The organism is Micromonospora sp. ATA51 (genome assembly GCF_016802855.1).
Taxonomy (GTDB): Bacteria; Actinomycetota; Actinomycetes; order Mycobacteriales; family Micromonosporaceae; genus Micromonospora; species Micromonospora sicca.
This window is the reverse complement of record NZ_JAEVHJ010000014.1, coordinates 1-24,693: the sequence shown is the minus strand read 5'-3', so window position 1 is coordinate 24,693 and position 24,693 is coordinate 1. Positions and strand designations below refer to the sequence as shown.

17 protein-coding genes and 5 pseudogenes are annotated in these 24,693 nt (G+C 73.0%); 4 read left to right on the top strand and 18 right to left on the bottom strand.

Annotated features, from left to right (window positions below; all coding sequences use genetic code 11):
• Nucleotides 1-213: 213 nt before the first annotated feature.
• From yajC to JNW87_RS04720, 6 genes and pseudogenes are all read right to left on the bottom strand, one after another.
• The gene (gene yajC / locus JNW87_RS04745; RefSeq protein WP_109803171.1) at nucleotides 214-579 is read right to left on the bottom strand and encodes a preprotein translocase subunit YajC; all 366 of its coding nucleotides are present in this window, start codon (nucleotides 577-579) and stop codon (nucleotides 214-216) included.
• Between the two features lie 121 nt (nucleotides 580-700).
• Nucleotides 701-1,764: pseudogene (gene ruvB, locus JNW87_RS04740) on the bottom strand (Holliday junction branch migration DNA helicase RuvB).
• A 58-nt stretch (nucleotides 1,765-1,822) separates the two neighbouring features.
• Entirely contained in the window at nucleotides 1,823-2,425 is a 603-nt protein-coding gene (gene ruvA, locus JNW87_RS04735) for a Holliday junction branch migration protein RuvA (protein WP_109803169.1), read from the bottom strand.
• An 18-nt stretch (nucleotides 2,426-2,443) separates the two neighbouring features.
• Entirely contained in the window at nucleotides 2,444-3,883 is a 1,440-nt protein-coding gene (locus tag JNW87_RS04730) for a transposase (RefSeq protein WP_238453176.1), read from the bottom strand.
• Nucleotides 3,880-4,410, bottom strand: coding sequence for a crossover junction endodeoxyribonuclease RuvC (gene ruvC, locus JNW87_RS04725; RefSeq protein WP_109803167.1), 531 nt, complete (start codon nucleotides 4,408-4,410; stop codon nucleotides 3,880-3,882). Before ruvC ends, JNW87_RS04730 begins: the two co-directional genes overlap by 4 nt.
• 129 nt (nucleotides 4,411-4,539) lie before the next feature.
• A complete protein-coding gene (locus tag JNW87_RS04720) occupies nucleotides 4,540-4,854 on the bottom strand; it encodes a DUF1905 domain-containing protein (protein WP_161557909.1) in 315 nt (104 codons plus the stop codon).
• Nucleotides 4,855-5,074: 220 nt separating this feature from the next.
• Here JNW87_RS04720 and JNW87_RS04715 point away from each other — a divergent pair, with 220 nt between their 5' ends.
• The 3 genes and pseudogenes from JNW87_RS04715 to JNW87_RS04705 all read left to right on the top strand — a co-directional run bounded on the left by JNW87_RS04715 (nucleotide 5,075) and on the right by JNW87_RS04705 (nucleotide 9,642).
• Nucleotides 5,075-5,857, top strand: a complete 783-nt coding sequence (locus JNW87_RS04715) for a 3-hydroxybutyrate dehydrogenase (protein ID WP_109803166.1) — start codon at nucleotides 5,075-5,077, stop codon at nucleotides 5,855-5,857.
• Nucleotides 5,857-7,789 (top strand): annotated as a pseudogene (locus tag JNW87_RS04710) (helix-turn-helix domain-containing protein). The gene JNW87_RS04715 and the pseudogene JNW87_RS04710 overlap by 1 nt, the downstream one beginning before the upstream one ends.
• 59 nt (nucleotides 7,790-7,848) lie before the next feature.
• Nucleotides 7,849-9,642, top strand: a complete 1,794-nt coding sequence (locus JNW87_RS04705; RefSeq protein WP_238453175.1) for a hypothetical protein — start codon at nucleotides 7,849-7,851, stop codon at nucleotides 9,640-9,642.
• A gap of 14 nt (nucleotides 9,643-9,656) precedes the next feature.
• On the opposite strand, the gene JNW87_RS04700 is transcribed toward JNW87_RS04705, so the two are convergent.
• The 10 genes and pseudogenes from JNW87_RS04700 to JNW87_RS04655 all read right to left on the bottom strand — a co-directional run bounded on the left by JNW87_RS04700 (nucleotide 9,657) and on the right by JNW87_RS04655 (nucleotide 21,204).
• Nucleotides 9,657-10,256: a TetR/AcrR family transcriptional regulator gene (locus JNW87_RS04700; RefSeq protein ID WP_238453174.1), complete on the bottom strand. Its 600-nt coding sequence runs from the start codon at nucleotides 10,254-10,256 to the stop codon at nucleotides 9,657-9,659.
• A gap of 20 nt (nucleotides 10,257-10,276) precedes the next feature.
• Nucleotides 10,277-11,843 (bottom strand): annotated as a pseudogene (locus JNW87_RS04695) (MFS transporter).
• Between the two features lie 444 nt (nucleotides 11,844-12,287).
• Entirely contained in the window at nucleotides 12,288-13,451 is a 1,164-nt protein-coding gene (locus JNW87_RS04690) for an acyltransferase (RefSeq protein ID WP_236648119.1), read from the bottom strand.
• A gap of 214 nt (nucleotides 13,452-13,665) precedes the next feature.
• Entirely contained in the window at nucleotides 13,666-14,814 is a 1,149-nt protein-coding gene (locus tag JNW87_RS04685) for a glycosyltransferase 87 family protein (protein WP_238453173.1), read from the bottom strand.
• A gap of 264 nt (nucleotides 14,815-15,078) precedes the next feature.
• The gene (locus JNW87_RS04680; protein ID WP_109803159.1) at nucleotides 15,079-16,104 is read right to left on the bottom strand and encodes a branched-chain amino acid ABC transporter permease; all 1,026 of its coding nucleotides are present in this window, start codon (nucleotides 16,102-16,104) and stop codon (nucleotides 15,079-15,081) included.
• On the bottom strand, nucleotides 16,101-16,982 hold the full coding sequence (locus JNW87_RS04675; RefSeq protein ID WP_109803158.1) for a branched-chain amino acid ABC transporter permease: 882 nt from the start codon (nucleotides 16,980-16,982) through the stop codon (nucleotides 16,101-16,103). Before JNW87_RS04675 ends, JNW87_RS04680 begins: the two co-directional genes overlap by 4 nt.
• Nucleotides 16,983-16,989: 7 nt before the next feature.
• Nucleotides 16,990-18,244, bottom strand: a pseudogene (locus JNW87_RS04670) (ABC transporter substrate-binding protein).
• Between the two features lie 42 nt (nucleotides 18,245-18,286).
• Nucleotides 18,287-18,979 (bottom strand): ABC transporter ATP-binding protein, encoded by a 693-nt coding sequence (locus JNW87_RS04665; RefSeq protein ID WP_238453172.1) that lies wholly within the window; start codon nucleotides 18,977-18,979, stop codon nucleotides 18,287-18,289.
• Nucleotides 18,966-19,727 (bottom strand): ABC transporter ATP-binding protein, encoded by a 762-nt coding sequence (locus JNW87_RS04660; protein WP_109803155.1) that lies wholly within the window; start codon nucleotides 19,725-19,727, stop codon nucleotides 18,966-18,968. The genes JNW87_RS04665 and JNW87_RS04660 overlap by 14 nt, the downstream gene beginning before the upstream one ends.
• 277 nt (nucleotides 19,728-20,004) lie before the next feature.
• Nucleotides 20,005-21,204, bottom strand: a complete 1,200-nt coding sequence (locus JNW87_RS04655) for an FAD-dependent monooxygenase (protein ID WP_238453171.1) — start codon at nucleotides 21,202-21,204, stop codon at nucleotides 20,005-20,007.
• A gap of 189 nt (nucleotides 21,205-21,393) precedes the next feature.
• On the opposite strand from JNW87_RS04655, the gene JNW87_RS04650 reads away from it, so the two are divergent.
• Nucleotides 21,394-22,356 carry a TetR/AcrR family transcriptional regulator C-terminal domain-containing protein gene (locus JNW87_RS04650; RefSeq protein ID WP_109803153.1) on the top strand — a complete coding sequence of 321 codons (963 nt, stop codon included), beginning with the start codon at nucleotides 21,394-21,396 and terminating at the stop codon, nucleotides 22,354-22,356.
• Here the strand turns inward: JNW87_RS04650 and JNW87_RS04645 are convergent.
• Both JNW87_RS04645 and JNW87_RS04640 read right to left on the bottom strand, forming a co-directional pair.
• Nucleotides 22,340-23,415 (bottom strand): annotated as a pseudogene (locus JNW87_RS04645) (zinc-binding dehydrogenase). The gene JNW87_RS04650 and the pseudogene JNW87_RS04645 sit on opposite strands and share 17 nt — an antisense overlap.
• The coding region (locus tag JNW87_RS04640) for an aldehyde dehydrogenase family protein (protein ID WP_238453170.1) at nucleotides 23,412-24,693 on the bottom strand (1,282 nt) is incomplete at its 5' end. The pseudogene JNW87_RS04645 and the gene JNW87_RS04640, both read right to left, overlap by 4 nt.

Below are 24,693 nucleotides of genomic sequence, written 5' to 3'. Positions count from 1 at the left end.
CCTGTCTCCCTGTACGGTCGCGCCGCCTGCGCAGCGGCGACGAAAGTCGGGCCGGGGGTGTCCGGCCGACTGCTCTGGCGGGTCGACGCCGCCGGTCGACACGCCTCCGGGTCACGACGCGGCGGCGTCGGGGGAGTTCCGCGTGTCGGCGTCGGGCGCCGACCCAACTATCCACTTGTCGGGATGAATCCGCTGCCCCGTCGGGGCGGTCGGTCACTCCTTGACGGCGTCGGCTTCCTCGGCCACCGGCTCGGTCGCCTCGGGGCGCTCGGCCCGGGTGGTCACCCGCGCGATGGCCGGCCGGGCGTACCGGGTCTGGACGCCCGGGGCGACCTCGAGCAGGACGATGTCGTCGTCCACCTCGGTGACCGTGCCGTAGAGGCCGCCGATGGTCACCACCTCGTCGCCCGGGCCGAGCTGGGACTGCATCTGCTCGGCCTCGCGGCGCCGCTTCTGCTGGGGGCGGATCATCATGAAGTACATGACGCCGAAGAGCAGGGCGATCATCAGGATCGGCGTCAGACCGCCGGCTCCTCCACCACCCGCTGCAAGGTAAAGCACGGTTGTCGACCTTCCCATTGGCCTCCGACCAGCACGAGGGGTGCCGGAGCGGAGGCGGAATCTCACGTCCTGTACAGACCGCGGCGAAGTCTAATCCCTGCACCTGAGAACACCGAATGCGGCACAGATCACGTTCGGATCACGGCTGTTCCGGCGGTGCGGAGAAGAGATCGGGCACGGTAGGGGCATCCGTGCCAAATGTACCATTGGGCGGTGTACGCCCCAGATGGTGCCAGGCCGCCTCGGTCGCCACCCGGCCCCGCGGCGTACGCGCCAGCAGCCCGGCGCGGACCAGGAACGGCTCGCAGACCTCCTCGACGGTGTCCGGCTGCTCCCCCACCGCCACCGCGAGGGTGGAGAGCCCGACGGGCCGCCCCGGAACGAGTCGACCAGCGCGGTCAGCACCGCCCGGTCCAGCCGGTCCAGGCCCAGCGCGTCGACGTCGTACACGGTCAGGGCGGCCCGGGCGGTCTCCAGGCTGACCACGCCGTCGGCCCGGACCTCGGCGAAGTCCCGCACCCGGCGCAGCAGCCGGTTGGCGATCCGCGGGGTGCCCCGGGACCGGCCCGCGATCTCGGCCGCGCCCTCCTCCGTGATCGGCACGCCGAGGATCCGCGCCGAGCGGCGCAGCAGCACCTCCAGGTCGGCCGGGGCGTAGAAGTCGAGGTGGGCGACGAATCCGAAACGGTCCCGCATCGGCCCCGTGAGCAGGCCGGACCGGGTGGTCGCGCCGACCAGGGTGAACGGCTCCACGTCGAGCGGGATGGCGGTGGCCCCCGGGCCCTTGCCGACCACCACGTCGACCCGGAAGTCCTCCATCGCGCTGTAGAGCAGCTCCTCGGCCGGCTTGGCAATCCGGTGGATCTCGTCGATGAAGAGCACGTCGCCCTCGGCGAGGCTGGTCAGGATGGCCGCCAGGTCGCCGGAGCGCTCGATCGCCGGGCCGCTGGTCACCCGGAGGCCCGAGCCCAGCTCGGCCGCGACGATATTGGCCAACGTCGTTTTCCCGAGGCCAGGCGGCCCGGAGAGGAGGATGTGGTCTGGCGGGGAGCCGCGCCGCATCGCGCCCTGGAGCAGCAGGTCGAGCTGGTCGCGGACCCGGTGCTGGGCGATGAACTCGTCGAGCCGCTTCGGCCGGACGCTCGCCTCCGCGTCGAGTTCGGCGTCGCTGACGTACGCCGAGACCAGGTTCTCCCCGGTCATGAGGGTTCCTTCGTTCGCGACTGCGGGGCTCGCAAACCCGGCTCACTCCTCGCGCTCATCACCGCGTCCGGCCCAGGAGGCGGATGGCCTGCTTGAGCAGGATCGGCACCGGCGGGGTCTGCCCGTCGACTGTCTCGGCGACCGTGGCCACCGCCTGCTCGGCCTGGGCGCTGGACCAGCCGAGCCCGACGAGCGCCTGGCGGACCTGCTCGGGCCAGGCGCCGCCGGTCACCCCGGCCGCGCCGTCGACGCCGACCGGCACCGGGCCGATCCGGTCCCGCAGCTCGAGGACCAGCCGCTCGGCGCCCTTCTTGCCGATGCCCGGCACCCGGGTCAGCGCGGCGGTGTCGGCGTTGGCGATGGCCTTGCGGACCGCGTCCGGGGTGTGCACGGCGAGCACCGCCTGGGCCAGCCGGGGGCCGACGCCGCTGGCGGTCTGCAGCAGCTCGAAGAGCTGCTTGGCGTCGTCGTCGGCGAAGCCGTACAGGGTGAGCGAGTCCTCCCGGACGACCAGGCTGGTGGCGAGCCGCGCCGGCTGGCCGACCCGCAGCTCGGCGAGGGTGCCGGGGGCGCACTGCACCGCCAGGCCGATCCCGCCGACCTCCACCACCGCATGGTCCGGACCGGTCGCGGTCACCGTGCCGCGCACGCTGGCGATCATCGCGCTCCTGCTTCCTACCTAGTTGCTCATTGCTGAGCGGTTCGGATTATTCGCTCTCCGCTCGGCGGTGGCCGGGCTGGAGTCCTGGACCGGCAGTCTGGTCCGGTGGCGATCGGTCCTGTCCCGCAGGATCTGCCTCACCTTGTGGTGCGGGGTGTGCAGGGCGATGTCGGGGTCGCCTGCTCGCTGCAGGATGTTGATCGCGGCGTTCATGTCGGCCTGCCACACCACCCCGCACGCAGTGCAGTGAAACCGGTCCCCGCTGCGTCGGCCGAACCGGCCGCAGCGGTGACAGGCTTGTGAGGTGTAGGCGGCGTTGACGTGCACGAGCGCAGAACCTCTGCGCTCCGACACGTTGGTCAGCGCCTCGGCGGTGACCCCTTTGGTCCACGCGGCGAGGCGCCGGTTGACGTTCTTGCCGAGCCTCTTGCGCCCGGCGATCCTTTTGGTGAGGTCTTCGGCGACCACGGTGGCGGCCTTGTCGACGACCCGGTGCACTGCGGTGAAGATCTCGGTACGCACCCGTGCGCGGTGGCGGGCGGCCTGTCGCTCCCGCTTGACGGTCCCGAGGTTGTTGGACCTGATCCGGTGCGCTTTCGCATGGTCACCACGCCCGGCGGCGGTGTTCGCAATCGACCGCAGCTTCGCCCGACGCCGGTTACGCTCCTTCAACCGGTCCGACTCACTGCTCAGCAGCTGGCCGAGGCGGCCGCCGTGGCGGCCGCCGTGGCGGCCGCCGTGGCGGCCGCCGTCGGAGTCGGTCAGGGCTTCGGTGTAGCCCTTGTCGACGCCGACCGTCCGGTCACCGCACGGCCGCAGCGACGACCGCATCTGCGACGCGTCGATCTGGTAATGCACCTCCACCCGCCCGCCGCGCAGCATCAGCCGCAGCGTGCCCGTCGGGGCCACGGTCGACGACAGCGGGATCTTGACCATCTTGCGGCGTTGCAGGCCAGGGACCGCCAGCCACAATCGGCCGCGCGCGTCGGTGACGGTGTTGTGCTGGTCCGCGCGCACCACGATCTGATCGTGCGTGCGGTTGCGGCCACGCTTCCAGTGCTTGCGCATCTGTCGAGCCAGAAAGGGGTCGACAGCCCATCGGTCGGCCTTCAGCGCGGTGAACATCCGCTTGCGCTCGACCGGATCGGTGGTGCGTCGGGTGATCGCCCGCCGGACCTCGACCTTGGCCGAGGCGAGGTTCGCTGCGACGTCGGCCATGGCGTCGCGGACGGTTTCCTTCCACGCGTTCGCCAGCACCCCGAACTGGACGTGTGTGCCGTCGGCCAGCCAGCGGTCTCGCACCTGCCGGTCCGTCAGCCCGGACCCGACACCGGCGATCGACCCGTACCGCTGCCACACCAAGCTACGCACCCGACCCAACCGACTGGCCTGCTCCACCAGGGCCGTGTACTTACCCGCGTTCAGCCGGTCGGAGTACGCGATCCGGGTGACCGTCACTTAGTCGCTCCTCCTCGTCGGGCCCGCTCGGCCGCGGCGGCCAGCTTGGACCGGGTGCCGCCGCGCCACACGTGGCAGATGGCCAGGGCCAGGGCGTCGGCGGCGTCGGCCGGCTTCGGCGGCTCGGGCAGCCGCAGCAGCCGGGTCACCATCGCGGTCATCTGTGCCTTGTCGGCCTGACCGGAACCGGTCACCGCCGCCTTGACCTCGCTCGGGGTGTACGTCTGCACGGGCAGCCCGGCGCGTGCCCCGGCGAGCACGGCGATCCCGCTGGCCTGCGCGGTGCCCATCACGGTGCGGACGTTGTGCTGGCTGAACACCCGCTCGACGGCGACCGCGTCCGGCCGGTGCTCGGCGACCAGGTCGGTCAGCGACCGGTCCAGGTGCAGCAGGCGCAGCGGCAGCTCGTCGCCCGGGTCGGTGTAGACGACGTAGTAGGCGACCAGCGTGCAGGGCCGGCCCGGCACCCCCTCGACCACGCCGACCCCGCACCGGGTAAGCCCCGGGTCGACGCCGAGCACCCGCACGCCGCCTCCTCCCCCAGCCGCCAGCAGTACGTGTGTTCGACACCCTACTGGTCGGCTCGCGCCGGCACCCGTGGGGACACGCCGGCCCGGCGCGGCGACCGGTCGACCGCCGGCACGACCCGGTCGCCGCTACATCCGCGCGTGGTCGACCTCGACGGCGGCGGAGACGACGTCCCCGTGGTCCTTCCCGGCCCGGATCCGGGCCGGGACCGCCAGCAGCCAGCCCGCCCTCCGGTCCCGCCAGACGCTGGTCGACCAGGTGCGGGCGTCCACCGTGGCGGTCACCGGCACCCGGCCGAACGGGCCGGCGGTGGGTGGCGCGTACTCGTCGGGCACCGGGGCGAAGACCCAGCCGCCGGGACCCGGCCAGCGGACCAGCGTCGCCTCGAAGGCCACCGGCGCTCCCTCGGCGGAGCCGCCGCCCGGCAGCGAGACTGTCGACATCTGCACGCTCCGTCCGGTCGGGGCCGACCGGGTGGATGGTCGGCGCGGTGACGTCCCGCCGCCGACTGTGCCACGCCGGTCGGACACTCCCGACCGCCCGCCGGGTCGCCCCCGGCCCGTCCGGGCCCGCGGCGTTTCCCCACTCCCACACAGAACGACGGTGGAGTATGTGCCGCCGCCCCATGTGCCACCGGCCACACAGCTCGTAACTTCTTGCGCCATGACGGCAGAACCCGTGGCGGTCCCCCACGTCGTACGCGTCGACCTCTCCGGTCGTAGCGCCCTGGTGACCGGTGGTGGCAGCGGCATCGGCCGGGCCTGCGCGCTGCGCCTGGCGGCGGCCGGCGCGAGCGTGCTGGTGGTGGACCGCAACGTGGAGGCGGCCAAGGCGGTGGCCGCCGAGGCGGGGGGTCGGGCCGAGGGGATCGACCTGGCCGACGCGGCGGCGGTGGACCGGCTCGACGCCGACGTGGACATCGTGGTCAACAACGCCGGGCTGCAGCACGTCGCGCCGGTGCAGGACTTTCCCACCGAGCGCTTCGAGTACATCCAGCGGGTGATGGTGGAAGCGCCCTTCCTGCTCATCCGGCGGATGCTGCCGCACATGTACGCCAACGGCTGGGGCCGCATCGTCAACATCTCCTCGGTGCACGGGCTGCGCGCGTCGCCGTACAAGGCGGCGTACGTGTCCGCCAAGCACGCACTGGAGGGGTTGTCGAAGGTGGTCGCGCTGGAGGGCGCCGCGCACGGGGTGACGGCCAACTGCATCAACCCGGCGTACGTCCGCACGCCGCTGGTGGAGAGCCAGATCGCCGACCAGGCCGCCAGCCACGGGATCGACGAGGACGAGGTGGTCGAGAAGATCATGCTGGCCCGGGCGGCGATCAAGCGGCTGATCGAGCCGGAGGAGGTGGCGGAGCTGGTGGCGTACCTGTGCTCCCCGCCGGCGGCCTTCATCACCGGCGCCTCGATCGCCCTCGACGGGGGCTGGACGGCCAACTAGTGGCGTCGCGCACAATGTCGCTCATGTCGTCGCCGGTCGAGTTCCTTGAGCTACTGGCCCGGGAGGCCGCCGCGGTCGAGTTCGAGGGGCCGCTGGTGGCGCCCGGGCGCCGGCCTGCCGGCCGAGCGGCTCGCCGAGCTGGAGCAGGCGAAGGTGGTGGCGCTGCGGGTCCGCGCGCTGCTGGAGCGCCGGCGCCGCCGGGAGATCGAGCTCTCCGGCCTGTACGACACGGCGAGCGACCTGGCCGGGCTGCGCGACCTGGACGACGTGCTGCGGGCGATCGTGCATCGGGCGCGGATCCTGCTCGGCACCGACGTGGCGTACATGACGCTCAACGACGACGAGCGCGGCGACACGTACATGCGGGTCACCGACGGGTCGATCTCGGCGCGCTTCCAGCGGCTGCGCCTGGAGATGGGCGACGGGCTGGGTGGCCTGGTGGCGCAGACCGGCACGCCGTACGTCACCTCGAACTATCAGGAGGACGAACGGTTCAAGCACACCGGGGAGATCGACGGCGGGGTCGGCGAGGAGGGCCTGGTGGCCATCCTCGGCGTGCCGCTGCGGCTGGGCTCCAGTGTGATCGGCGTGCTGTACGCGGCGAACCGGTCGGCCCGACCGTTCGCCCGCGAGGAGGTGTCGCTGCTGGTGTCGCTCGCCGCCCACGCGGCGGTGGCGATCGACACCGCCCGGCTGCTCGCGGAGACCCGCTCGGCGTTGGCGGAGCTGTCCGCGGCGAACAGCACCATCCGGGCGCACAGCAGCTCGGTGGAGCGGGCCGCGGCGGCCCACGACCGGATGACCGCGCTGGTGCTGCGGGGCGGCGGGGTGGAGGACGTGGCGGCCGCGGTGACCGACGTGCTCGGCGGGGCGCTGCTGGCGCTGGACGCCGAGGGCCGTCAGCTCGCCCGGGTCGGGCAGATCGCCGAGCCGGACCGCGCCGACATGGTGGAGGCGGTGGCCGCGTCGCGTACCGAGGGGCGCAGCGTGCGCCGCGGCCCGCTCTGGTACGCCGCGGTGGTGGCCGGCGCGGAGAACCTGGGCGCGCTGGTGCTGCGCCCCGACGGCGAGCTGGTCGACGCGGACCAGCGGATCCTGGAGCGCGCCGCGCTGGTCACCGCGCTGCTGCTGCTGTTCCGCCGGACCGTCGCCGAGGCGGAGGGGCGGGTCCGGGGTGAGCTGCTCGACGACCTGATCGCCCGGCCGCTGCGCGACGCCGACGCGCTGCGCAGCCGGGCCCGCCGGCTCGGGGTGGACCTGGACGCCCCGCACGTGCTGGTCGCCGTTGGCGACGACGCGATCGCCGCGACCGGCTCCGCCCGGCAGCGGGTGCTCTCCTGGGCCACCACGTACGCCTCGACCCGGGGTGGGCTGGCGGCGGCGCGGGACGGCCGGGTGGTGCTGATGCTGCCCGGGCGGGACGCCGGGGGCAGCGCCCGGGCGGTGGCCCGGGACCTGTCCCGGGTGACCGGTCGCCCGGTGACCGCCGGCGCCAGCGGGCCGTCGGCCGGTCCGACGTCGCTGGCCACCACCTTCGCCGAGGCGGAGCGCTGCCTCACCGCGCTGGGCGCGCTGGGCCGCTCCGGGCAGGGAGCGAGCACGGCGGAGCTGGGCTTCGTCGGGCTGTTGCTCGGCGCGGTCGGCGACTCCGGCGACCGGGACGTGGCCCGGTTCCTCACCACGACGGTGGGGCCGGTGGTGGACTACGACGCCCGGCGGGGCACCGCGCTGGTGAAGACCCTGGAGGCGTACTTCGGGGTGGGCGGCAGCCTGGCCCGGGCGGCGGAGCTGCTGCACGTGCACGTCAACACGGTGACCCAACGGTTGGAGCGGGTCGGGCAGCTGCTCGGCGCGGACTGGCAGAAGCCGGAGCGGGCCCTCGAGGTGCAGTTGGCGCTGCGCCTGCACCGCCTGCGTACGCCCGCCGGCTGACCTGGCGGCCGCCGCGCAGGGACGGTGCGCCAGCTGGCCATCGGGCATGATCGGCATCCGTGACCGAACCCGAGCAGGAGCTTTTCCGGCGGCTCGTGGCGGCGGCCAGCCGGGTGTGCCGGCTGGCGGACGAGCCCGACGTCTTCGACGAGTACAACGACAGCGACGGGCTGCGGGACTTCCTCGACGCCCTGGCGGAGCTGGACAAGCTGCTGCGCGAGGTGGATCCGGTCCCGCTGCCGCCGGCCAGACAGCCCGCGCCCACGGTCGCCGACGTTCTCGCCGTGCTACTCGCCCTGCCCGGGGTACCCGGTTTGGAGGAGCTGACCGGGCGGCTGGACGACGAGCAGGTCGAGAAGGCGCTCCGGGTCGCGCTGAACCTGTCGGACCGGCACCGGCAGACGAACCTCATCGTGCGCCTGGCACCGCGGCTCAGCGAGGTGCAGGCGCAACGGGCGCTTACGGTGGTGCCGACGATGGACCGCGCGTCCCAGCAGATGCTCACGCTGGTCGCGCTGCTACCCCGGTTGCCGGAAGCGCGACGGTCCGCGTCGGCTCGGTTCGCCCTGGCCGCGGCGAGCCGGCTGCACCCGGCGACGGGCGCCTCATCGCTGATGAAGTTGGCGCCGTGGCTCGACGCGGCCCAGCGAGCGACGCTCTACGACATCGTCACCAGCCGGCTCGGCGACGGTTCGGGCCCGGAACTCTGCTGGCTCGCCGAGCATTACCTCCCCGAGCAGCGGACAGCCGCACTGAACAAGATCATCCAGGTTGCGGACGGCAACTCGCGGGCGGTGCTGCTCACCGCGATCGCGCCACACCTGGACGAGGCGCAGCTCGCGGTCGCCACCGACGCCGCGGCCGGCATCATCGAACCCGGTTTCCGGGCCCGGGCGCTGGCCGGTGTCGCCCGCTCCCTCCCAGCGGCGCGTCGGCGTCAGGCCGTGTCGGCCGCACTGACCGCCGCGGGCGAAGCGACCGGGGACGGCCACTCCTACCTGGCCTGGAAGGACCTGTTTCCGCTGCTCGAGCCGGACCAACTCGGCGACGCACTGGCCGCCGTCGCGGCCGTTCGCGACGGGCACAGCCGCGCCCACTCGCTGAGCCTGCTGATCCCGCTGCTGCCGTCCACCTTGCTGCCCACTGCCGCCGCGGCCGCCAGAGCGATCGCGGACCACGGCGCCCGGGCCGCGGCGCTGGCCTCGTTGGTCCCTTACCTGCCCGACGAGGTCCGTACATCGGCGGTGTCGGCTGCGGCCGAGGCGCTGACCGAGCGCCCAGGGGGCCCCTGGGCGTCGCACCTGCGCGTCCTGGCGCCCCACCTCACCACCGAGCAGCTCGCCGGGCTGTGGGAGGTGGCGCTGCGGGAGGAGCGGGAGTACCCGCAGCAGGCACTGGCGACGCTGGCGCCCTTCGTGGACGCGGACCGCCGGGGGCAGGCCCTGGAGCTGGCGCTGAGCTACGAGCCCCAGCATCTGGTGGACGCGGTGCACGAGCTGGCGCCGCACCTGGACGCCGCCCGGCGGGGGCGTGCGTACGAGGAGATCCGGCAGATCCAGGAGCCCGCGTCACGGGCGCGGGGCCTCGCCCGGCTCGTCGCGTACCTGTCCCCGTCCGAGACGGCGGAGGTGGCCCAGGAGGCACTGGCGACAGCAGGGACCCTACGTGACCCGGGCGCGCGGGCGGCGCTGCTCGCCGAGCTGGTGCCGCATCTCGACGGCACGTCGAGGGAGACGGCGCTGGCCTGGGCGTTCGCCGCCGCCACCGCGATCGAGCCGGAGGATCGGTGCCCGGGCTTCCCCGCGCTCACCCGGCTCGTGCCCCTGATCGCCGGGGCCGGCGAGGGGAATTGACCGAGCGCACCCCGTCAGCGGGTGCGGATGCCGTCGAGGACGTTGTCCACGATGCGCTCGGGCAGGATCCGGTCGTCCAGCTCGGGGTGCCAGCGCAGCATCCGCTGGATCAGCATCGGCCCGGTGAGCAGCGCCATCGTCAGCTCGATGTCGAGGTCGGCCCGCAGTTCGCCGCTGGCGACGCCGCGCCGGAGCACCTCGCGCATCAGCTTCCGCCGGGGTTGGATGATGTTCTGGTAGAGCTGGAAGTGGTCCGGGCTGCGGTTCACCTCGGGTATCAGGCAGGGCATGATCTTGGCGGCCCGGGGGTCGATGTTGTGCCCGACCGCGCCGACGAGCACCACCAGGTCGTCCCGGACGGAGTCGCCGGCCGGCTTCGGCATGATGCCCTTGAGCCGGCGCAGCGCGTCGAGCAGCAGGGCGTCCTTGCCGGGCCAGCGCCGGTAGATGGTGGCCTTGCCGACCCCGGCGCGGGCGGCGATCGCCTCGATGGAGAGTGTCTCGATGCTGCTGCCCTCGGCGAGCAGGTCGAGGGTGGCCTCGATGATGGCTTCGTCCGCGCGGCTGCTCCGCGGTCGCCCGGGCGACCGCGGAGCATCGGCGGTGGAAGTCATGTCAGACATTGTCGCCCAACCTAGGCGGTCCCGGCCAACTCGGGCTCGACGGCCGGTCGAGCCTCGGTCGGGCCGGCCGCAGGGCGAGCCGGCATCCAGCGCACCGCGATCAGGATGCCCAGCGCGGCCACCACCGCGGAGAGCCCGGCCGCCCAGTGCATCGCCGCGACGAACGAGTCGTTGGCCGCCGCGATCAGCTTGGGCGCCGCCGCCCGAGCTGGGCCGCCGCCGCGTACGCGCCGGAGATGGACTCGTCGGCGGCGTCTCGGGCCGGGGCGGCAGGCCGGCGAGCGCCGAGGCGATGTCCTCCCGGTAGACCGCGGAGAGCACCGAGCCGAGCACCGCGACCCCCAGTGCGCCGGCGACCTGCCGGACGGTGTTGCTGACCGCCGAGCCGACGCCGGCCTTCTCCCGGGGCAGCGCCGACATGATCGACTCGGTCGCCGGCGGCATGATGTTCGCCATGCCGGTGCCCTGGACGAAGGTCAGCACCAGGACCACCCAGATCGGCGTGACCTCGTCGACGAGGACGAACGCGCCGAGCGCCACCGCGGTCAGCACGAGACCGACCACGGCGACCGCCCGGCCGCCGAAGCGGCGGACCATCGCCGCGCTGCGCGGCGCGAAGAACAGCTGCGCGGCGGCGAAGGGCAGGAAGAGCAGGCCGGTCTCGAGCGGGCTGTAGCCCCGCACCAGCTGCAGGTAGAAGGCGTTGAAGAACATCACGCCCATGGCGGCGAAGAAGACCAGCCCGACCAGCGCCACCGGGGCGGCGAAGCGGGGCACCCGGAACAGCCGGACGTCCAGCGAGGGGTGGTCGCTGCGCAGCTCGTGGGAGATGAACCAGCCCAGCACGGCCAGGCCGCCGACGATCGAGGCCCAGACCAGCGGCCGGTCGAAGCCGTGCTCGCCGCCGTCGATGATGCCGTAGGTGAGCGCGACCAGGCCGACCACCGAGAGCAGCACGCCGAGCAGGTCGACCCGGCCCGGGTTCGGGTCGCGCGACTCGGGCACCAGGACGCCGACCAGCACCACGCCGATCGCCACCACCGGCACGTTGATCAGGAAGACCGAGCCCCACCAGTAGTGCTCCAGCAGGGCACCGCCGAGGATCGGGCCGATCGCCACGGCGAGGCCGACCGCGCCGGCCCAGACGCCGATGGCCCGGCCACGCTCGCGCGGGTCGAAGACGTTGGAGATGATCGAGAGGGTGACCGGCATGATGGCCGCACCGCCGACCCCCATCAGGGCGCGGGCGCCGATCAGCTGCGCCGGGCTCTGCGCGTACGCCGAGAGCAGCGAGGCGAGGCCGAAGAGAAGCAGGCCGATCATGAGGAAGCGCCGGCGGCCGGCGCGGTCGCCGAGCACCCCGAAGCTGAAGAGCAGGCCGGCGAAGACCAGCGTGTAGGAGTTGATGGCCCATTCCAGCTCGCCCTGGCTGGCCCCGAGGCCGTGCACCGGGTCGGCGAGGGTGCGCAGCGCGACGTTGAGGATGGTGTTGTCGAGGACAACCACGAGGAGGCTGATCACCAGCACCCCGAGGATCGCCCACCTCCTCGGATGTCCGGTGTTCTCGTGCGGCTCCATGTCCGTTTTCCCCCCGGCTCACCCGCGTCGAAATACGATACGGGGCAGACTCGTAACGATGCCTGAGCGTAGGCGAGAGAGTTTCGATACGGAACCGGTTCGTATCGTTTGTGCGCCAGCTCACGGTGCTCGGTTTGGAGTGGCGGACCTCGGCCCGCCGCTCCACCGGCGCTGCGGCGTCGTCCCACATGGCCGCCCTTGTCCGGTTGCGGCGGTCCGTCAGTAGATGCGGCCAGCCGTGCCCGGCTCCCGGCGGTCCGGCTTGATTCCGGCGCCGGTCACGGCGGCCAGGCCCCTCGGCCCAGGCGCAGCGCGTCGACGGAGGGAAGGCTCAGCCCTTCCTCGCGCTCCTACTCGACTGGAGGGACGCCCGCGAGTGGCGTCCGCCGTCGCCGCGAGCCAGGCGACAGGGCCGGTCGGCCCAGGGATCGGACGCCCGCAGCGTCAGCGGGTCGTCCGCAACTGGCGCAGCGAGTCGCTGAGCTGACGCTTCATCCAGCGGGAAGCGGGCCGCTCGACGAATCGGTGGATCAGCCACGCGGCGACGAGCAGGGACGCGACCAGAGCGGTGATCAGCAGCCACGGCGACAGATGGGCCTGGAGCCGCTCGATGACGGCGAGCCCGACCGTCTGGTGGATGAGGTAGAGCGGGTAGGTCAGCGCTCCGGCTGTCGCGACCCAGCGCCACCTCACCCAGGAGAAGAGATTGAGGGCGACCGCCGCCATCACGAGGAAGAAGCCCGTCACGATGACGGCCGTCGGCACGAACGAGACGTCGCGGGCCTGGGCGAGGCTGGGCAGCCGCGTGATCGCGATCAGCCAGGAGAGGCCGACGATCGACCACAGCAGCAGGTTCGGACCGAAACGGTAGGTGAGGTAGAGGGCGATGCCCGCGATGAAGTAGCTGGAGTAGCCGGCCGCCACGACGTTGGTGAACCCTTGGTTGCCGAACTTCGGCACGATCAGTGAGGCGACGGTCCAGATGGCGCAGAAGGCGACCACGCCGCGGTAGGTCAGGCCACGCGTCACGATGACGGCGAAGAGGATGTAGAAGGTCATCTCGACGGTGAGCGTCCAGTACGACAGGTCGAGGTGCCGGATGCCGAGGAACTCCTGCATCATCGTCAGGTTGCCCAGCACATCTCGGACCTTGAGGTCGACGCCCCTCGGCACGGCCACGAGCACGCCGGTCGCCACCAGGACCGCGAACCAGTAGGCGGGGTAGAGCCGCACGACGCGGGAGACGAAGAAGTCACCGAGGGAGCGGCCCCAGGCGCTCATACAGATGACGAAGCCGCTGATCACGAAGAACAACTGCACGCCGAGGAAGCCGTACTTGGCGACGGAGTGCAGCGGGCCGAAAGCGGTCGCAGCGGAGGGCTGCCAGACGCCGATCTTGTCACCGACGAGGTGGTACCCGACGACCATGAGTGCCGCGCCGAGGCGCAGTCCGTCGAGGACCAGCAGGCGCGGCGGCCGCCCGACAGGCGCGCTCTCGGCGGCCGGCGTCTCCGCGACGGTCTGCCGGGGCAGGCCGGCGCGTTGGCTCGGCGGCGTCGGCTCGGTCGTCGGCGCTGCGACCGCGCGCTCGTCCATCGCCTGCGTCATCGACGTCTCCTGGTCTTCGTGGCGGTTCCGAGCCGCTGCGGCCGGAGAAAATGATCATGGGCCGGCGATGCCGGCGGTCGGCACGACCGTCTGTTCCGCGCGGGACGCCGGTACAGCCACAGCGCGGCGAGCGCGAAGAGCACCAGTACCGTCGGCACGTAGGGATCAACCGCGAACCGCTGGGCGAACCCGTCCAGCTGGCCGGCCTTCCAGATCAGACCCCTCGGGAGGATTTCGCCGCGATAGGGACCCGGCCACATGAGGAAGGGCAGGATCGCGCGACCGCGACGACGGCGGCGAGCACGCGTGCCGCGCCGTGCGAGCGGCGCACGACGTCGACGAGCACGATCGCCATCGGGCCGATCCAGAGCCAGTAGTGCGACCAGCTCACCGGCGAGATGAGAAGCATGGTGAAGCCGACGACGATCATGGCCATGGCCTCCTCCCCGTGCCGCTGAAGCGCGGTCGCGAGGGCGAGGCCGGCGACCAGGACGACGACCACGGACAGCATCCACCAGATCGTATTCTGCTGGTCCGTCTCAAGCAGACGCGCGGTGAAGCCCTGCAGGGACTGGTTGCCGCCGTAACGCGGGCCGGATGTCATCAGCACCCGGTGCGAGTCGAACGCCCGCCCGGTCAGCCAGTAGTCGTACGAACCGCCCGGCTGGATGATCGCGCCCAGCAGCGTGAGCCCGACGAAGGTGCCCGCCGCGACGATGGCGGCCCGGATCCGCCGCGTGAGCAACAGGTAGACCACGAAGAGGCCGGGCAGCAGCTTGGTCGCGGTCGCGGCGCCGATGAGTACGCCCTTGAACCGGCTCCGGTCGGGGATCGCGAGGTCCGCCACGACCAGCAGCATGACGAAGATGTTGATCTGACCGAGGTCGAGGTTGCGCTGCAGCGGCTCGGTCCACAACAGCACCGCGCCGACGGCGGCGACGAGACCGAGACGGCCGCGGGTGCCCTCGTACCCGAGCATCTTGGTGGTGAACCACACCGCCGCGAGCATCCCCACGACACCCACCGCGTTCATGAGGTTGAGCGCGGCCCGATCGTCGAACCAGGCCAGCGGGACCACGAACGGCAGGGTGACCGGCGGATAGGTGTAGGGAAGGTTCAGCGTGGTGTACCCGAGCTGATAGACGGGCTGCCCATCCAGGAACGCGTGGGCGGCCCCGAGGTACATGTTGAAATCCGTCCCGCGGAACGGGTGGTCGCGCACGAAGGCGACATACGCCGCGAGCGAGACGGCCAGCACGGCCAGTCCGGGGATGAGGAGCCAGTTCGGCACGACGGTCCGCGGGCGAGCGGCATGATCGGCCGCCACCCCGGCGGCGAACCGGCGGATGTGCTGGGTGACCATAGTGGGCCGAATCCTAGCCGGGTTGGCGTCCCGGTACGTAACGACCCCCCGGGCGCTTGGTAGCTTACAGTAGCTGGCCGATCGCTGATCGTCATGCGCGTTGCTGAGGGGGTTGCCCGACTCCCGTGACCATGGTGCCCGGCGACCGGGACGCACGGCGGACGGTGACCACGGCGGGGCTGGGGACGACCGTGACCGGCGCAGGGATCAGGCCGGACCGCCCGGAGCCGGGCACGTCGCCCCCCAGCCCCACCGCTTGGACGCTTAGCCCCCAGTCCTGCGCCGGGCGGATCCCCAGCGCCGCGCCAGGTCGGCGATCGTCCCCCAGATGCCGCGCCGGAACAGCAGCACGACGAGGACGAAGATGCCGCCGGTGACCAGGCCGATGGCCTCGAATCCGGAGAAGGACAGCCAGTCCTCCAGCCGGACCACGACCGCCGCGCCGAGCACCCCGCCCCACAGGGTGCCGATGCCACCGAGCACCACCACGATCACCGCCTTGCCGGAGGTGGTCCAGTGCAGCACGTCGAGGGAGACGAAGCGGTGGCTGACGGCGAAGAGCCCGCCGCCCAGCCCGGCGATGAAGCCGGAGAGGACGAAGGCGGTCAGCTTGTACCGGTGCACCGGGTAGCCGAGCGCCCGGGCGCGCGCCGGGTTGTCGCGGATGCCGACCAGCACCCGGCCGAACGGCGAGTGCACGATCCGCCAGACGGCGGCCAGCCCGAGCAGCACGATCGGCAGGATCGCGTAGTAGAAGTAGTAGTCGTCGCTCAGGTCCGTCCCGAAGAACTCCCGGGGCACGCCCTGGAGGCCGTTCTCGCCCCGGGTGACCGAGCGCCACTCGTTGGCCACGTAGTAGACCAGTTGCGCGAAGGCCAGGGTGACCATCGCGAAGTAGATCCCGGTGCGCTTGACCGCGAGGTAGCCGATCGGCACCGCGAGCAGCGCCGCGGCGAGCGCGCCGGCCAGCACCGCCGCCGGGAAGGGCAGGCCGGCGTGGATCGCCAACAGCCCGGTCACGTACGCGGAGGTGCCCCAGAACGCGGCGTGCCCGAAGGACATCAGCCCGGTGAAGCCGAGCAGCAGGTCCACCGAGACGGCGAAGAGCGCCCAGCAGAGGATGTCCACCGCCACCGCCGGGTAGAGCCCGTTGGGCAGCCAGAGCGCCACCACCAGGCCCACGGCGAGCAGCGCGTAGCGGACCCAGCCGGGGGCTCTGGCGACGGTGAGCAGCCCGGACGGCGCCGCCGGGCGGGCCGCGTCGGCGGGGGTGTCGACGGCGCTGGTCATGCCGGTGCCTCCTCACGGCCGAACAGGCCGGCCGGGCGCCAGAGCAGCACCACGGCCATCACCACGAAGACGACGGTCTGGGACACGATCGGGAACTCCGACAGGTACGCCTCGCCCCAGGCCTGGACCAGGCCGATGCCGAAGCCGGCGGCGACCGAGCCGAAGATCGAGCCGAGGCCGCCGATCACCACCACCGCGAAGACCACGATGATCAGGTCGGCGCCCATCAGCGGGTTCACCGCCCGCATCGGGGCGGCGAGCACGCCGGCCAGCCCGGCCAGGCCGATGCCGAAGCCGAAGACCGGGGTGACCCACCGCCCCACGTCGATGCCGAAGGCGCGGGTCAGCTCGGGCCGCTCGGTGGCCGCCCGGACCACCATGCCGATCCGGGTCCGCCCCAGCACCCACCACACCGCGACGCAGAGCAGCACGGTGAAGCCGAGGATGAAGACCCGGTACGTCGGGAAGTCGAAGAGCCCGAAGTTCACCGAGCCGCTCAGCGCGGCCGGCGTGGCGTACGGGCTGGACTGGATGCCGTACCGGGACTTCACCAGGTCCTGGAGGATCAGCGTCAGGCCGAAGGTGAGCAGGAAGTTGTAGAGCGGGTCGAGCCGGGTCAGCCGGTGGATCACCGCCCGCTCCAGCGCCATGCCCAGCACGGCGAGCGCCAGCGGCATGATCACCAGGGCCGCCCAGAACGGCACGCCCGCCTCGGTGAGCAGGACGTACGCCCCGAACGCGCCGAGCATGTAGAAGGCGCCGTGGGCGAAGTTCACCACCCGGAGCATGCCGAAGATGACCGCGAGCCCGAGGGCGAGCAGGGCGTAGAACGCCCCGCTCACCAGCCCGTTGAATGTGTTCTGCGCAAAACCGGACATCGTCCCGTCACATCTTGCAGTCGGCCGACGGGGCGCGGAACGCCTCGGCGCGGGATGGTCTTGAGGACCTTCACGTAGTCCCACGGCTCGGTGACCTCGGCCTGCGGCTTCACCTGGGCCAGGTACGCGTCGTGGATGACCCGGTGGTCCTCGGCGCGGATCTTGCCGTTGCGCAGGAAGACGTCGTTGACCTCCTTGCCCTCCAGCCCCTTGACCACGGTGTCCGCGTCGTCGGTGCCGGCGGCCTGCACGGCCTCCAGGTACTGCATCGCCGCGGAGTAGTTGGCCGCGTGGGCGAACGAGGGCCGGGTCCCGGTCGCGGACTGGAACCGGTCGGCGAACGCCCGGTTCTGCTGATCGAAGTTCCAGTACCAGGCGTCGGTGTAGGTGGTGCCGGCCAGCGCCGCCGGGGTCAGCGAGTGGATGTCGGTGATGAACATCAGGCCCACGGCCAGCCCGATGCCCTTGTCCCGGAGCTTGAACTCGTTGTACTGCTTGACCACGTTGACCAGCTCGGCGCCGGCCTGCATGGTGCCGAGCACCTGCGGCTTCGGGTTGAGGGTGGGCGCCTTGAGCAGGAACGACGAGTAGTCCCCGGTGGTGTTCGGGAACGGCGCGCCGTCCTTGCCGACCACCTGACCGCCGGCCTGGGCGATCGCCGCGGAGAAGCTCTTCTCCATGTCCTGACCGAAGGCGTAGTTCGGGTAGAGGATGTACCAGTTCTTGCCGACCTGCTCGGTGGTCGTCTTCCCGGTGCCGTTGGCCAGCATGTACGTGTCGTACGCGTAGTGGAACGTGTACTTGTTGCAGCTCTTGCCGGTCAGGTCGGTGGTCGCCGCGCCGATGTTGAAGTAGAGCTTCTTCTTCTCCTTCGCCACGTCGGCGACCTTGAGGGCGGCCGAGGAGGTCGGCACGTCGAGGATGAGGTCGACACCCTTGCGGTCGTACATCTCGGCGGCCTTGCTGTTGGCCACGTCCGGCTTGTTCTGGTGGTCGGCGGTCTCCACGGTGATGTCCTTGGTGATCGCCTTGTCGCCGTACTTGGCCTTGAAGTCGGCGATGGCCATCTCCACGGCCTTGACCGAGTTCTTGCCGGACAGCTCCGAGTAGGCCCCGGACTGGTCGTTGAGGACCCCCAGCACGATCTTGTCACCGGTCAGCTTCTCGTCGCCGCCCGAGGCCGGCCCACCGCCGCCGCAGCCGGCGACCAGCACCACCGCCGCCGAGGCGGCGGCCACACCCACGCTCCTACGCATGTCCATCCCTTTCGTACCGCGCGGTCCGCGCGGGTCAGCCGTCAAGATTCAGATCCCGAGGTACGCCAGCAGCTCGCGCTCCCGCGAGCGGACCTCGGAGTTGTCCATCGCCTCCGCGATGCGTCCCTCGGCCAGCAGGTAGTGCCGGTCGGCGACGCCGGTGGCGAAGTGCAGGTTCTGTTCGACCAGCAGCACGGTCACCCCGTGCTGCTTGGCCTCCCGCAGCAGGTCGCCGACCTGCTGCACGAGCAGTGGGGAGAGCCCCTCGGTGGGCTCGTCGCAGAGCAGCAGCCGGGCGCCCATCCGCAGCACCCGGGCCAGGGCGAGCATCTGCTGCTCGCCGCCGGAGAGCATGGTGGCCGCCGAGTCGCGCCGGGTGTACAGGGCGGGGAACGCCTCGTAGACCCGCTCGAGGGGCCACGGGTCGGGGCCGACCCGGGGCGGCAGCGTCAGGTTCTCGGTGACCGTGAGGGTGGCGTACGCGCCGCGGTCGTCGGGGACCCAACCGAGCCCCAGCCGCGCCCGCTTGTACGCCGGCAGCCGCGTCACGTCCCGGCCGTCCAGGGTGACCGTGCCGCGCTGGCCGGGGTGCAGTCCCATCACGCAGCGCAGCAGGGTGGACTTGCCGGCGCCGTTGCGGCCGACCAGGGTGACCACCTCGCCGACGGCGACGTCCAGGCTCACCTCCCGCAGCACCTGCGCCTCGCCGTAGAACGCGGAGAGGTTCTCAATGCGCAGCATCAGCGGCTCCCAGGTAGGCGGTGATGACCCGCTCGTCGGCGCGGACCTGCTCGTAGGGGCCCTCGACCAGGACCTTGCCGGCCTGCAGGACGGTGACGGTGTCGGCGAGCCGGCCGACGACGCTCATGTTGTGCTCGACCATCACCACGGTGCGGCCCTTGCGGACCTTCGCGATCAGGTCGACGGTGCGGTCGACGTCCTCCAGTCCCATCCCGGCGGTGGGCTCGTCGAGCAGCAGCACCTTCGGGTCCAGGGCGAGGGCGATGGCCAGCTCCAGGGCGCGCTTGCGCCCGTAGGCGAGCGCCTCGGCGGGGGCCTCGGCCAGTTCGTCGAGGCCGACCATGGCCAGCAGTTCGTCGGCGCGTTCCCGGTAGCGGTCCATCAGCTTCGCCGAGCGCCAGAACCGCCAGCCCAGCCCGCTCGACGACTGCAACGCCAGCTCGACGTGCTCGCGGGCGCCGAGCTGCGGGAAGAGGCTGGTGATCTGGAACGAGCGGGCCACGCCGAGCCGGGCGACCCGCTCCGGCGGTAGGCCGGTGACGTCCCGGCCGGCCAGCTCGATCCGCCCGGCGGTCGGCGGCAGGAACCCGGTGAGCAGGTTGAACAGCGTGGTCTTGCCGGCGCCGTTCGGGCCCACCAGGGCGTGCACGGTCTCCGGCGCCACGTCCAGGTCGACGCCGTCGACCGCCCGGAAGCCCCGGAAGTCGCGGGTCAGCCCGCGGGCCGACAGGAGCGCTTGCCCGGCCATCGCCACATCCTCCGCAGGTGTCCGGCGACGACCGGGTCGGTGACCGTGGTCACAGGGCCGTCGCGTGGAGGAAACCTACGGTGCACCGGCCGAGTCCAGCCATGTCGGTCCCCCACACTTTCCCGCCGGTCGAGGCGGGGTCGGCGGACATGTCCGTCACCCCACGGCCGGTCGCGGCGGATTGACGGTGGCGAGTGGGCGGGCCGGGCGAGCGCTCCCATGTGGCCCGGCCACCTGACTGCGCGCCGGTCGCGGAGGTCCCGGGCCGGAGCGCGGGTCACCCGGTCGCGGCGTACTCCGGCAGGGCCAGACCCTCGGCCTGGCTGAAGAAGAGCCGGGTGGCGAGCCGGCGCAGCGGGCGGGAGGTCATCGCCCGCATCGACGCGTCCCGCAGCCGGATGGCCGCCCGGCTGGCCGGCAGGAAACCGGAGATCCCGCCGCCGGGCAGCTCCTGGCCCCGCTGGACGTGCGCCCGCAGCACCTCCTCGTACCGCCGGTACGCGACCGGGTGATCGCCACCGGCGGCGGCCAGTTCGCCGGCCAGCACGTACGCGCCGACCAGGGAGAGGCTGGTGCCCTGCCCGGTCAGCGGGGACGGGCACCAGGCGGCGTCGCCGAGCAGCGCCACCCGGCCCCGGCTCCACCGGTCCGTCCGCACCTGCCCGTACAGGTCGAAGTAGAAGTCGGGGGCGTCGGCCATGACGGCGAGCAGTTCCCGGGTACGCCAGCCGACGTCGGCGAAGCGCTCGGCGAGGAGGCGCTGCTGGGCGGCGACGTCCCGCCGGTCCAGCTCCAGCGGCGGGGAGACGAAGCTGAACAGCGCGCTGGTCCGGCCGTGCCGGGTCGGGCGGGTGCCGACCACCCGGCCGCCCGGGGCGTTGTGCATGAGGAACCAGCCGTCGTCGTCCGGGTACGGCGTGCCGAAGTAGGCCAGGTACGCCCCGAGCGGCCGGACGTACGCCGACTCCGGCCCGAAGGCCAGCGACCGGGTCCGGGAGTGCACCCCGTCGGCCCCCACCACCAGGCCGACGGTGCGCGGGGCGGAGCGTTCGAAGGTGACCCGCACCCCGTCGCCGGTCTCGGTCAGCGACTCGATCGAGTCGTCGAAGAGGTACTCCACCCCGTCGCGGGTCTCGGAGTACAGCAGCCGGGCCAGGTCGCCCCGCTCGATCTCGATCTCCGCGACGATGCCCTCGCCGTCGAAGGCGTGCACCGGCATCCGGCAGGTCACCTCGCCGCGGGCGTCCACGTAGGCCATTCCGCGCTCCGCGACGCACTCGGCGCGGACCCGCGCGGTCAGCCCCATCCGGTCGACCACCTCGCGGGCGGTCCCCCGGACGTCGACGGCCTGCCCACCGGGACGCGGGCCGGCGGAGCGCTCCACCACCGTCGGGTGGAAGCCGTACTGGCGCAGCCAGTAGGCGAGGGCGGGGCCGGCGATGCCGGCCCCGGAGATGAGCACGGTCCGGTCGTCCACCGTGGCGCTCCCAACGATCGTGCGTACACCGTCGGCCCGGCGGCGCCGGACCCGGTCGGAGGGGGTGCCTCCGCGCGGTGAACGGTAGGTTCCGCCGCGGTGCCGCGCTCGCCGCGAACTAGTACGCTGCCCCCGGCAGGCGGGTTCCGCCGCCGGTCGTACTAGTACGTTCCGCGCGGAGGTGTCGCCATGCCCCGCACAGCGCCCGGGTCGGAGCCGCCGTACCGGCGGATCGCCGCGGAGATCCGCCGCCGGATCGACCTCGGGGAGCTGCGGCCCGGGGATCCGGTGCCCTCCGCCCGGCGGATCACCCGCGAGCACGGGGTCGCGATCGCCACCGCCACCAAGGTCCTCGCCCTGCTGCGCGCCGAGGGGCTGGTCCTGACCCGACCAGGGGCGGGCACCGTCGTCGCTCCCGGCCGCACCGAGACGCACGGGACGCGACGCGCCGCCGAGCGGGCGGAGCCGGAGCTGAGCCGGGAGCGGGTGGTCCGTTCCGCGATCGCGCTCGCCGATGCGGGCGGCCTGCCGGCGGTCTCCATGCGGCAGATCGCCGCCGACCTGGACGTCGCCACCATGTCCCTGTACCGGCACGTGCGCGGCCGGGACGAGCTGATCCTCACGATGGCCGACGTGGCGCTGGCCGACGCGCCGCTGCCGGCGGTGCAGCCGGCCGGGTGGCGCGCCCGACTGGAGCTGCTCGCCCGGGCGCAGTGGGCGACCTACCGGCGGCACCGCTGGCTGCCGCACGTCATCTCGATCGCCCGCCCGCAGATGATGCCGCACGGCATGGCGCACACCGAGTGGGCGTTGCGGGCCACCTCCGGCCTGGGCCTGGACCGGCAGCTGCGCTGGCACGTCGCGATCACCCTGATCGCGTACGTCCGAGGCATCGCCACCAACCTGGAGATGAGGGCGCAGGCCGAGCAGGACACCGGCCTCACCGACGACCAGTGGGTGGACCGCCAGGAGGCCACCCTCCGGCAGATGATCGCCGCCGGCGGCTTCTCGACCATGGCGGCGCTGACCGCCGAGGGCGACGTGGAGCTCGACCTGGAGACCGTCTTCGAGTTCGGCCTGCGCCGGCTCCTCGACGGCTGCGCCACGCTGATCGAGCGTCGGCCCGAGGACGGCGTCAGTCCGGGAAGGTGACCATCCAGCGGGCTCCCTCGCCGCGGGCCAGCCGGTCGAACGCGGCCGGCGCCTCGTCCAGTCCGATGGTGCCGCTGACCAGCGGGCGCAGGTCCAGCGTGCCGTCGCCGAGCGACCGGGCCAGCTCGGGCACCTCCCGGTCCGGGTCGGAGGAGCCGTACACCGAGGAGCGCAGCGTGCGCGCGGAGTGGAAGATGTCCAGGGCGGCGAGGCTGACCAGGTCGTCCTTCGCGCCCATGCCGACCACGGTTACCGCTCCCCCGCGCCGGGTGATCCGCCAGGCCGCCCGGATGGTGGCGGACCGGCCGACGCACTCGAAGGCGTGGTCGACGCCCCGGCCCTCGGTGCGCGCGCGTACCTCCTTCGACAGCTGGTCGTCGGAGCGGAGGAAGTCGGTGGCGCCGGCGGCCAGGGCCAGCTCGCGCTTGGCCTCGGCGACGTCCACCGCGAGGATCGGCGTCGCGCCCGCGGCCCGGGCGGCGGTGAGCGCGGCGAGCCCGACCCCGCCGAGGCCGATCACCGCGACCGACTCGCCGGCGGCCACCCGGGCGGTGTTGCGGACCGCGCCGGTGCCGGTGAGCACCGCGCAGCCGAGCAGCGCGGCCTGCTCGGGCGGAAGCCCGGCGGGGACTGCGACGGCGGCGTGCTCCGGCACCACCACCTCCTCGGCGAGGCGCCGAGCCCGAGGGTGACGTGCAGCCGGTCGCCGTCCGCGGTCTCGCCGCGGGCCGTCGCGGGCGCCGTGTTTGCGGCGCAGAGCCACGGCTCGCCGTGCCGGCAGAACCAGCAGTCCCGGCAGGCGGGCGCCCAGTTGAGCACCACCGGGGTGCCGACCGGCAGCCGGGTGCCGGGGCCGGCCTCGGCGACCACGCCGGCCGCCTCGTGCCCGAGCACCAGCGGGTACGCGGGCGCCAGCGTGCCGTTCACCATGGACAGGTCGGAGTGGCAGATGCCGGCGGCCCGGATCCGGACGCGCAGCTCGCCGGGGCCGGGCGCGGGGAGGCGTACCTCCTCGACGCGCAGCGGCGCGCCGGGGCCGCGGGCGACCAGCGCCCTCATCGCTGGATCGCCTTGATCTCGCGGAACTCGTCGACGCCGTACGCGCCCAACTCCCGGCCGAGGCCGGACTGCTGGTAGCCGCCGAAGGGGGCGAGCGGGTTGAACGCGCCGCCGTTCACGTCGACCTGGCCGGTCCGCAGCAGCCGGGCGACCGCGAGGGCCGCCTCCTCGTCCGCGGACCAGACCGCGCCGGCCAGCCCGTACCGGGAGTTGTTGGCGATGGCCACCGCCTCGTCGGTGTCGGCGAACGGGATGACGGCGAGGACCGGGCCGAAGACCTCCTCCTGGGCGAGCGCGCTGTCCGGGTGCACGTCGGCGAAGACGGTGGGGGCGACGAAGTGGCCGCGGGGCGGGAGCGGGGCGTCCGGGCCGCCGGCGAGCAGCCGCGCCCCGTCGGCCAGGGCCCGGTCGACGTGCCCGCGGACCCGCTCGGCCTGGGCGGCGGAGACCAGCGGGCCCAGCCGGGTCGCCGGGTCGAACGGGTCCCCCGGCCGGTACGCCCCGGCGGCCGCCGCGATCAGGTCGAGCGCCTCGTTGTACCGGTCGCGGTGGACCAGCATCCGGGTCCAGGCGGTGCAGGTCTGCCCGGAGTTGAGGAAGGCGTTGCCGACCCCGACCTTCACGGCGGTGGCCAGGTCGGCGTCGGCGAGGATCAGGTTGGCCGACTTGCCGCCGAGCTCCAGGGCGACCCGGGCGATCCGGTCGGCGGCCAGGTGGGCGATCCGGCGGCCGGTGGCGGTGGAGCCGGTGAACGAGACCAGGTCCACGTCCGGGTGGGCGGCGAGGGCCTCACCCGCCACCGGGCCGGTGCCCGGGACCAGGTTGACCACCCCGGGCGGGAGTCCGGCCTCGGTGACCGCGTCGAAGAGCAGGTACGCCGTCAGCGGGGTCAGCTCGCTGGGTTTGAGCACCACCGTGCAGCCGGCGGCCAGGGCGGGGGCGACCTTGGCGACGACCTGGTGCAGCGGGTAGTTCCACGGGGTGATCGCGCCGACCACGCCGACCGGTTCGCGGACCACCAGGGAGTTCCCGACGGTCTCCTCGGGGGCCGGCCGGGCGGCCAGGTCGACCATGCCGCGCAGCACGGTCAGCGGCAGGCCGGTCTGCACCCGGGCGGCGAGCTTGAGCGGGGTGCCCAGCTCCCAGGCGACGGTCCGGGCGATCTCGTCGGCGCGCGCGGCCAGGGCGGTGTGCAGCCGGTCCAGGTGGGCGGCCCGCTCGGCGGGGGCGGTGGCCGCCCAGCCGGGGAAGGCGGCCCGGGCGGCGGCCACGGCCCGG

Bases quoted from the DNA above. Each gene is read 5' to 3' on its own strand.
- yajC (WP_109803171.1), bottom strand. From the start codon at position 579: ATGGGAAGGTCGACAACCGTGCTTTACCTTGCAGCGGGTGGTGGAGGA.
- ruvA (WP_109803169.1), bottom strand. From the start codon at position 2,425: ATGATCGCCAGCGTGCGCGGCACGGTGACCGCGACCGGTCCGGACCAT.
- JNW87_RS04720 (WP_161557909.1), bottom strand. From the start codon at position 4,854: ATGTCGACAGTCTCGCTGCCGGGCGGCGGCTCCGCCGAGGGAGCGCCG.
- JNW87_RS04715 (WP_109803166.1), top strand. From the start codon at position 5,075: ATGACGGCAGAACCCGTGGCGGTCCCCCACGTCGTACGCGTCGACCTC.
- JNW87_RS04700 (WP_238453174.1), bottom strand. From the start codon at position 10,256: ATGACTTCCACCGCCGATGCTCCGCGGTCGCCCGGGCGACCGCGGAGC.
- JNW87_RS04690 (WP_236648119.1), bottom strand. From the start codon at position 13,451: ATGACGCAGGCGATGGACGAGCGCGCGGTCGCAGCGCCGACGACCGAG.
- JNW87_RS04685 (WP_238453173.1), bottom strand. From the start codon at position 14,814: ATGGTCACCCAGCACATCCGCCGGTTCGCCGCCGGGGTGGCGGCCGAT.
- JNW87_RS04680 (WP_109803159.1), bottom strand. From the start codon at position 16,104: ATGACCAGCGCCGTCGACACCCCCGCCGACGCGGCCCGCCCGGCGGCG.
- JNW87_RS04675 (WP_109803158.1), bottom strand. From the start codon at position 16,982: ATGTCCGGTTTTGCGCAGAACACATTCAACGGGCTGGTGAGCGGGGCG.
- JNW87_RS04665 (WP_238453172.1), bottom strand. From the start codon at position 18,979: ATGCTGCGCATTGAGAACCTCTCCGCGTTCTACGGCGAGGCGCAGGTG.
- JNW87_RS04660 (WP_109803155.1), bottom strand. From the start codon at position 19,727: ATGGCCGGGCAAGCGCTCCTGTCGGCCCGCGGGCTGACCCGCGACTTC.
- JNW87_RS04650 (WP_109803153.1), top strand. From the start codon at position 21,394: ATGCCCCGCACAGCGCCCGGGTCGGAGCCGCCGTACCGGCGGATCGCC.